Annotated in this window: 6 protein-coding genes and 1 pseudogene; 5 read left to right on the top strand and 2 right to left on the bottom strand. The window is 64.6% G+C overall.

From position 1 onward, the window contains the following. The first annotated feature begins 538 nt into the window (after positions 1 to 538). The 3 genes from ACF1G2_RS35875 to ACF1G2_RS35885 all read left to right on the top strand — a co-directional run bounded on the left by ACF1G2_RS35875 (position 539) and on the right by ACF1G2_RS35885 (position 2,395). Positions 539 to 1,066, top strand: a complete 528-nt coding sequence (locus tag ACF1G2_RS35875) for a GNAT family N-acetyltransferase (protein ID WP_391802348.1) — start codon at positions 539 to 541, stop codon at positions 1,064 to 1,066. 248 nt (positions 1,067 to 1,314) lie between these two features. Then, the gene (locus tag ACF1G2_RS35880) at positions 1,315 to 1,815 is read left to right on the top strand and encodes a winged helix-turn-helix domain-containing protein (protein ID WP_391802349.1); all 501 of its coding nucleotides are present in this window, start codon (positions 1,315 to 1,317) and stop codon (positions 1,813 to 1,815) included. A 232-nt stretch (positions 1,816 to 2,047) separates the two neighbouring features. Further along, positions 2,048 to 2,395: a transposase gene (locus ACF1G2_RS35885; protein ID WP_391802353.1), complete on the top strand. Its 348-nt coding sequence runs from the start codon at positions 2,048 to 2,050 to the stop codon at positions 2,393 to 2,395. Positions 2,396 to 3,033: 638 nt separating this feature from the next. Here ACF1G2_RS35885 and ACF1G2_RS35890 read toward each other — a convergent pair. Both ACF1G2_RS35890 and ACF1G2_RS35895 read right to left on the bottom strand, forming a co-directional pair. Next, positions 3,034 to 3,933 (bottom strand): RNA polymerase sigma-70 factor, encoded by a 900-nt coding sequence (locus ACF1G2_RS35890; RefSeq protein ID WP_391802350.1) that lies wholly within the window; start codon positions 3,931 to 3,933, stop codon positions 3,034 to 3,036. 32 nt (positions 3,934 to 3,965) lie between these two features. Further along, positions 3,966 to 5,171, bottom strand: a complete 1,206-nt coding sequence (locus ACF1G2_RS35895) for an NAD(P)/FAD-dependent oxidoreductase (RefSeq protein WP_391802351.1) — start codon at positions 5,169 to 5,171, stop codon at positions 3,966 to 3,968. Between the two features lie 1,104 nt (positions 5,172 to 6,275). On the opposite strand from ACF1G2_RS35895, the gene ACF1G2_RS35900 reads away from it, so the two are divergent. After that, entirely contained in the window at positions 6,276 to 6,803 is a 528-nt protein-coding gene (locus ACF1G2_RS35900) for a hypothetical protein (protein WP_391802352.1), read from the top strand. Positions 6,804 to 7,663: 860 nt separating this feature from the next. Beyond that, positions 7,664 to 8,835, top strand: a pseudogene (locus tag ACF1G2_RS35905) (Fe-S oxidoreductase); the annotation flags it as partial.

Below are 8,835 nucleotides of genomic sequence, written 5' to 3' on the forward strand. Positions count from 1 at the left end.
ATGCTGGTGCTGTCGTACCTGGTGCACCGCCTGGTCGAGCAGCCGGTCGGCCGGTACCTGAAGCGCAATCTCGCCCGTATCTGACCCACCACGCGAAGACCCCCCGCCCGGCAGTGCCCGCGCCGGACATGCCGGCGGCAGGAAGACCGCTGCATGTCCGAGCGATCAGGTGTCGGCGACGGGAGCCTCGACGGTCGGGGGCAGAGTTCGGTCCGGCCGACAGGGGTGGGATCACCGCTGCTTCGCCGGGCCGGTGCTGAGCCGTTCGGTGGCTTCGAGTTGATGGCTGCAGACAACCCGGTGGGGCTTACTCTCGTAGGCACGGTGCCGCCTGGTGCCTCGTAGTAGCGCCGTGGAACGCGTATTCACGCCAGTACTCGGCGCCAGCTCATCGATTCACCTGCGCCTCACCTTGATCATAAACTCAACATTTGAACCGGCACGCCCTTGTGATCCATTCGATGCTCTTTCCGAGTGGCATGTCGGCCCGTAAAGAATGGGATTGCTTCGGGGGAAGATTTGGCGTTGGCTAGGCAGCATGACTGAACTGGCTACCGATCGCCTCACCCTGCGTCGATGGCGTGACTCCGACCTCGAACCGTGGGCGAGGATGAACGCCGATCCCGAGGTTCGGGAGCACTTGGGCGACCTCCTCACCCGTGATCAGAGCGATGCCTCTGTGGCGCGATTCCAGGCCGAGTTCGACCAGCGAGGCTATGGATGGTGGGCAGTTGAGGTGCGGGCCACCGGCGAGTTCATCGGCTTCGCGGGCCTAGATCGGGTGGATGACGGCATGCCGTTCAACGGAGTGGAGATCGGCTGGCGGCTCGCTCGCTCGGCGTGGGGCCAGGGCTACGCTACCGAGGCCGCGCTGGCAGTCTTGTCCTACGGCTTCGACACCCTCGGGCTTCCAGAGATCCTCGCCGTGACAACGTCTACCAATCTCCGTTCACAAGCAGTGATGCGCAGGATTGGCATGACCCGGAACCCGGCCGACGACTTCGACGACCCCTCCGTACCCGAAGGGCCACTGCGTCCCAACGTTCTGTTCCGCAAAGCCTCGTAGTGCGAGAGCCTGATGCGGGTGGTTTGCTGATCAAGCTGCGGAGGCGAGAGGCGACGACCCCGACGAATGTCTCTTCACCGCGAATGGGGACGCATTCCAGGACTTGGACAGCAATATCGTCCGGCGCTCCGGTTGTGTCGGCGCAGGCAGGCGTGCAGGGCGCAGGGGCTGCTCTTATGGGACATGTCCTACTGATCTTTTCTTTAGCTCCGTGGGTGCGATAACGTCGTTGGTGGGATCCTGATGGCGTGTCTTTCAAGTCTTCGCCTGTGGTTCCTCCTTTGACGCGGCCGCAGTTGGCCGAGGCGCGTCGTGTGCGGGCGGCCGAGTTGTTCGACCAGGGACGTCCGGGTGCCGAGATCGCACGGATGCTGGACGTCGTCCAGAAGAGCGTGCGGCGGTGGAGACGCGTCTGGGAGGAAGGCGGGGCTGACGGGTTGCAGCGGCGTCCGGCCAGTGGTCGTCCGCCCAAGCTGGACGATGCCCAGGTCGAGCGGGTGCGGATCGCGCTGGAGCAGGGCGCCCAGGCCCATGGTTTCGAGGCTGATCTGTGGACGCTGGAGCGGGTCGGTCTGGTCGTCGAGCGGGTGACGGGAGTGACCTTGTCGCGGGCGTCGGTATGGCGGTTGCTGACCGGCCGGCTCGGCTGGAGTCTGCAGCGTCCCGAACGGCGCGCGGTGGAGCGCGACGAGTCCGAGATCGCCCGCTGGATCGCGCACGAGTGGCCGCGGATCAAAAAAGGGCGGTGAACACACGTGCCTGGATCGTCTTCCTCGACGAATCAAGCGTCTCGCTGCTGCCGCAAGTTCGCCGCACCTATGCGCCCCGCGGCCGCACCCCGCTCCTGCGACACCCGCTGAACTGGAAACGCGCCTCCATGGCCGGCGCCCTCGGCTACCACCCCACCGACCCCGAACGCGGTCCTCAACTTGCTTTCACCTCAAGCCCGGCAGCTATGACACCGCCGGGCTCATCGAGGTCCTGGAGCAGATGAAGGTGTTCTATAACGGAGAGCAGGTCATCCTGGTCTGGGACGGGCTGTCGGCCCATTGGAGCCGAGCGATGCGGGCCTGGGTTGCCGAGCAGGACTGGCTGACTCTTGAGCGAGCCTATGCACCCGAGCTGAACCCGGTGGAACTACTGTGGTCCTCACTCAAGAAACGCGAGCTGGCCAACCTCGCCGGCGACCACCTCGCCGACGTCGCCGACGCCACCGAACAAGGCATCCGCCGGATCAACACCAACCCGCAACTCCCTGGTCCTTCCTCGCCCACACCGGCCTCACCCTCCACCCACCAACCCCACAGAACTAACGAAAAGATCAAATAGGACGGCGTCGAGGCGAGTTGCCGGAGTCAGTTGCCGCTGTGTCCGCCTCGTGACCGTGGCGGGATCAGCGGCGGTGAGCGGATGCTCGATCCAGCAAATGGCCGAGCGGTTGTCGGACGAGAACATGCAGGCCCTGTGTCAGTTCGTGAGTCGGTCGCCCGTGGGGTTGCTGCCGGTGCGGCGTGACATCGCCGGTCGATTGAGCAGGGCGGGCGAGCCCGAGGAACGATATGTCGTTCCTCAAGTGTGGCTCTGCTGGCTGTGATCTGGCAGTGCTGCGGAGCGCTCGGGGAACGGGCGAACTGCCAGGTCACGGATAGTTTCATGCGGCCATAGAATCAGCACCGCGTCCGCTGGGTTGTCAGTTGCATCTGCCGCAGGCGCAGCATCGCTGTCGCAGGGCAAGGGGTGTTCGGCGGGACTCCGTCTTCGACGGCTTCGGGGCCCGATGACGCGGAGGATCGATGACGCACTGATCTTATGCACGTGGTTCTGCGCTCTCAGTCGAAACTTGGAGCGCAGAACCGTACGACAATGCAAGCCTTGCGCGTTCCGACGATCGATGCTGTGACACGCAGTGATCTGTACGGGGGTCAAGGTGGCGCCTGATCTCCAAGTAGCCGCCCTCTACTCCAAGTTCATCGCCGGGTGAGCGGGGTTTCCGATTCAGCGTGGGACAGTTTCTCAGGATTGCGTACGAAGTACAGGCCAGTTATGCGGCCACCCTCGACACGTGCCGCCATGATGCCGTCCAACTGTCTGTCCGAATGGACAGCCAGCGCCGGGCTGCCGTTGACCATGGTGGTACCGAAGGTGATCGGGGTCTGGTTCCTCCCGAGACCGCCGATCAAAAGGCGGGCTACCCTATCGGCGCCGACGATTGGTCGCAGCGCGGCGTGCTTCACACCGCCACCGTCGCCCAAGTAGACGACCTCAGGGGCGAGCACGTCGAGCAGGCCCTGCAGGTCCCCGCCTTCCAATGCTTGCGTGAACAGTTCCAGAGCTGCCTGCATCTTGCTCTGGGAAACCACTTCCCGCGGACGTCGAGCGTCCACGTGCCGACGGGCCCTGTGTGCGATCTGGCGGACGGCTGCTGGGGTCTTGTCGACCGACGTCGCGATCTCGTCGTAGCCGAGGTCGAAGACCTCCCGCAGCACGAAGACGGCCCGCTCGGTCGGCGACAGCGTCTCCAGGACGAGCATCACCGCCATCGAGACACTTTCGGCGAGTTCCATGTCCTGCGCTACGTCCGGCGCGGTCAGCAGCGGCTCCGGCAGCCACGGGCCCACGTACGACTCCCTGCGCCGCGATATCGTGCGCAGCCGGTCGAGGGCTTGCCGTGTCGCAATCCGGACCAGGTACGCGCGCTGGTCGCGTACCTGCTCCAGGTCGACCTCGGCCCACCGCAGCCAGGTCTCCTGCAGGGCGTCCTCTGCATCGGCTGCTGAGCCGAGCATTTCGTAGGCGACGGTGAACAGCAGGTTTCGGTGGGTGACAAATGCGTCGGTCGCCCGGTCTTTGGCCTGATCGTTATTCATCTTCTGCTCGTCTTTCCTCGGCTAACCCGGACCTAGGCAGCCCGCTCGACTGCAACGGGCGCCTCGGCGCGCAGGGCTTCCAGCGCCTTCTGGCGCCCGGCGCCACCCTTCACCTTGTGCAGCTTGTAACCACCAGGCTTGTGTGCCTCCTCGGCCAGGTGCTTGGGGATGCCCTTGACCACGGACTCCTTCATTTTCGCGCCGAGACGACCGTCGATGTTGAACCAGATCGCTACGTCGGACCTGTTGCCGAACTGGAAGATGCCGGTGCTCCGGCCGGTACTGATGCACTGTGCTCCGAACGACTGGTTGAGGGGCTCCGGCTGCTTCCCTTCCAGACGGCTGAGCAGTGTGTCGGCGGCCCGCGCACCCAGCGGCATCGCGAACTGGCAACTCATCCGCAGCGGCAGGCCCGACGGCGCAGCCACGTCCCCAGCCGCGAGGATGCGCTCGTCGTCCACGCTCGTCAGCGTCTCGTCCGTGAGCAGCCGGCCCATAGCGTCGGTGCTCAGCCCGCTGCGCTCCGCCAGGTCCGGCACGCCGAAGCCTGCGGTCCAGATGGTCACCCTGCTCGGCAGTTCACGGCCATCGGCAAGCCGCACAGCTTCACGGGTCACCCCCGTGACCTTCGCATCGGAGCCGGCGAGCACGGTCACTCCGAGCGTCGCCAGCTGCTCAGCCACCGAACGTCGGCCCCGCCGATGCAGGTACGGTCCGAGCGCTCCACCGCAGACCAGGGTCACTGTGCGGCCCTGCTCTGCCAGCTCGGCGGCGGTCTCTATGCCTGTCGGTCCGCCTCCGACCACCGTCACCGCGGCCGATGCCGACGCTGCGTCCAGGACCGGCAGCAGCCGCTGTGCTTCCTCCAGACTGGCGATCGGGTAGGCGAACTCGGCAGCTCCGGGCACGCTCGGATCGGCGCTGCCACTGCCCACCGCGTAGACCAGGTAGTCGTAGTCGACCGCGTCGCCGCTCGCCAGCTCGACAGCACGCCTGGCGGCGTGGATCCTTGTCGCGCTGCCGACCACCAGCCTGACACCCTTCGCTAGCACTTCCTTGTAGTCGATGACGGCGGTGCCGGTCCCGCCGACCATCTGGTGCAGGCGGACCCGGTGAACGAAGTGCGGGCGCGGGTTGATCAGCGTCACGGTCACGTCGCCGCGCTGAGTCAGTCGATTGGCCGCCATCACGCCGGCGTACCCACCGCCGATCACAACCACATCGGTGTTCTCAGGCATGGTGTCTCCTTCGGTTCGAGCAGTTCGAGCACAAGACACCGCCTAACCGACTTCTGTGACAGTGTGTGCGGCAGGTCACACGCGAGAAGGGGGCTCGGGGACTGAACCGTGCCATTAAGCCAGCACCTGGGACCGCGGCCCCAAGGCACTCTGATCGCGCCAGCCCTCGCTCCTTTGGGCCCCGGTCATCGTCATCGTCTTCGAACTCGCCTACTTACGGGTCGCGCCACGGTGGCAAGCCCTCGCGTGAGACGTGCAGCAGTCAGTTGTAGGCCGACTTGTGGCACAGGGGTTGCACGCTGAGGTCTGTCGAGCGGGAGGCGATCAGAGTGGTGTGCGACAGGTGGATGCCATCGTCGCTGATCGCTCCTGTGGTGCGTGAGACGCGCCTCACATTCGCCGTGTGTCACATTACGCCGAGTCATTTCGTCTGGGGTGTAGCCACCTACAACGGCAATGGAGCCCTCTCATGGAAGCACGCCTCAAGCTCTTCGAGAATCTGTTCGCATCCGGGCTCCTAAAGCGCGCCATCGCGGCGGTCGGTCAGGCTGTCAAGGGCTCACCTACGCCTGCCGCGACGCACGAAATGGCAGCGCTTCGTGGCCGTCGGAGCAACGGGCGCATCGTCTTCGACAACACGCACACCAACAAGTCTGTGGTCGCTGGTGGCAGATCAGTTCGGCTCACTCTGGTCATGGCGCTGCGTACGGCCATGGTCCTCGCGGCGGCCAAACGCGCCTCACCGAAGCAGACCGAAACAGGGCAGCCGGAGCGCCGACGCCTCCGACGGCGTCACGAACGAAGTCTGATCGCATGCCATCGAGCACGACGAGGAGGATCGGCTCACCATGTTGGCATGTCCGATCTCCCTCTTGGAGGCCGTCAACCGGCTGAACGTGATAGCCCAGCAGCCTGTCGGCGCCCACAAGACTGGGCAGCTCATATGACCTCACCCATCCGGCCCCTGGTCGGCGGAGACATGACTGGAGGGCGCGTGGTGGTTGTCGTTCAGAGTCACCCCCTCAGCGTTGGCGATTGGGTGTCGGCATGACAAGTAACCAAGCTCTCGCCCACCGTCCCGGCCAGGCCGGGACAGGGGTCACCGTGACCGGAGTACTGGTGGCCCTGTGTCTCTTCGTTTTCGCTGTGGTCAATATCGTCTTCGAGATCACCGACCACTTCGCCGACGGCCGCTATGCCGACTACGCTGCGGCCTTCACTGTGATGAACTGGCTCGTAGTCTTTCTGAAAGTGATCGGAGCGGCGGTCGCCTGGCTGTCGGTCACCAGAAGAGAGCACTTTTTGTCGAAGCCGGTTCTCGCGATGTTGTTGTGGGGTGCCTTTGCAACCCTCGCTGTGTACACCATCGGAAGCGTGGCAGAGGCAATCGGCATCGTCTTTGAGCTTACTGACAACGGTGACCACATCGACCTCGCCGCTACTGCCTATCTGGTGTTCTTCCTCCTGGTGGCAATCGGCTACGGCATCCTCGCCGGCTCTTACTCCCGGCGTCACCACCTCAGTAGGCGACCCGCAATTCTTGGCATCCTGGGCGCGCCGGTAGTACTGGGCCTGGTACTCGTGGCCGTCCCCATGGTGCTGACCGCTGTCGGCATCATGCCCTCGCCATGAGCGGACCAGCCAAGCTGCCGATCGGCGTCTTTCACCGTCGGCTGAGCCACGTGCCCGACTGCTCGTCGGACCGTTCGATGTGCGCCCTCATCGAACGAGGCGTCGAACAGCGTTTGTTGACCCTGCAGGACGCCGTCCCGCAGCGCCTCGTCACGAAGCCTGGCCGGAACAGGTGCCCCCTCCCAGAGAGGCTTGGCCCGCTGCGTGCAGGCCCCTGGACCACGAAACCTGTCCGTGAGGACTCAGCGTCGGCTGCTACTAGAAACTGCGCGGTTCGATGGGAGTGGACGCTGACTGACGCACGGCTGACCGAGGCACCCTCGCCGGAGAGATTGCAGGAGACACAGGAGCCCGATCAGCGAGCGAAAGTGACGAGGAAACACACGAAGGGACCACGATCTTCGCAGCGCCGACGGATCACTTTCTCGCTGGAAGGGTCTGCTGTTTCGGTTCGTGTTCCAGCGGCGGGCACAGTGGCTGTTATGAGCAGGAAGCTACGCGGCGCAGCGAGCTGCCGGCGCGATCGGCCTGGGGAGCCGCTGCGCAGCGGGTACTGACGGGGGCAACGAGGCCGTAGACAGAGGCCGGCCCGAGCGAATGAGGGCTGACTCCTTCGCAGGCCAGCCGGGCAGACCGTCGTGTCGCCTACTTTGTAATGTTCTTGACGGTTTTGCCAGATGCCGAGCCGAAGGTGTCGCGAGTCCCGGAGGCTGCAGCTCGTTCTGTTGTCCATGGCTCTCCTGCCTAACGCCCGAGATCTGCGGCCATAAACGATCTATCGCTCTCGGTGCGCCCCGCCAGTGCATAGATGAGAACAATCCGAACCAGAGATCCCGCTCATGCGGGCCTGAGGAGCCCTTGTGCAACTCGCTGCGATCATCGTTTCGCTGACAATCGCCGGAGTCGGCTCTGCACTGTTCGGCCGTGCCATCGTGCAGATATTCCGCTTTCTCATGCTCGGCCAGCCCGTCCCTGCCGGGCAGAGGACCGACGATCCTGTTGCCCGGACAATCACCGTGATCAGGGAGTTCCTGGGGCACACGCGGATGAATCGTTGGGGAGTCGTGGGCATCGTGCACTGGTTCGTCGCCGTCGGCTTCTACAGTCTGATTCTTACCCTGGCCAACGCTGTCGGCCAGCTCTTTCAGGCTGACTGGACACTGCCGATAATAGGCAGTTGGCTGCCATGGGAATGGCTGGTCGAATTTCTGGGTTCGATGACGGTTCTTTGCATCCTCGTACTCATGACGATCCGGATGCTCAACCTGCCGTCCCGCGCGGGCCGCAAGTCGCGCTTCGCCGGTTCTAAAGGTTGGCAGGCGTACTTCATCGAGTACGTCATCCTCACCGTAGGGCTCTGCATCCTCGTTCTCCGCGGACTCGAAGGGGCATTGCACCACGTGGAGGGCTACGAGGCCGCGTACTTCGTGACGTATCCCCTTGTCGCAATCTTCAGGGGACTCAGCGTCGCGACTTTGGAAACCTTGGTGTACTTGGTTGCCACAGTCAAGGTCGTCACGTCCTTCACCTGGATGATCACGGTCTCGCTGAACACGAACATGGGTGTCGCCTGGCACCGCTTCCTCGGCTTCCCGAACATCTGGTTCAAGCGGAACGCCGACGGCTCCACCGCGCTCGGCGCGCTCCAGCCGATGACGACCGCGGGCGAGGAGATCGACTGGGAGGACCCGGCCGAGGACGCCGTCTTCGGTGTCTCCCAGGTCGAGCAGTTCTCCTGGAAGGGCATCCTCGACTTCTCCACGTGCACCGAGTGCGGCCGCTGCCAGTCGCAGTGCCCCGCCTGGAACACGGGCAAGCCGCTCTCCCCGAAGCTCCTGATCATGTCGCTGCGCGACCACGCGCACGCCAAGGCCCCGTACCTGCTGGCCGGCGGCGGCAAGACGATGGAGGGCGAGGAGAAGGCCTCCGAGGAGCAGCTGGCCGGCGTGCCCGCCGCCGCCCTCGCGGAGGCCGAGCGTCCGCTGATCGGCACCGCCGAGGAGAACGGCGTCATCGACCCGGACGTCCTGTG

It is taken from the genome of Streptomyces sp. NPDC013457, from assembly GCF_043089925.1.
Classification (GTDB): Bacteria; Actinomycetota; Actinomycetes; order Streptomycetales; family Streptomycetaceae; genus Streptomyces.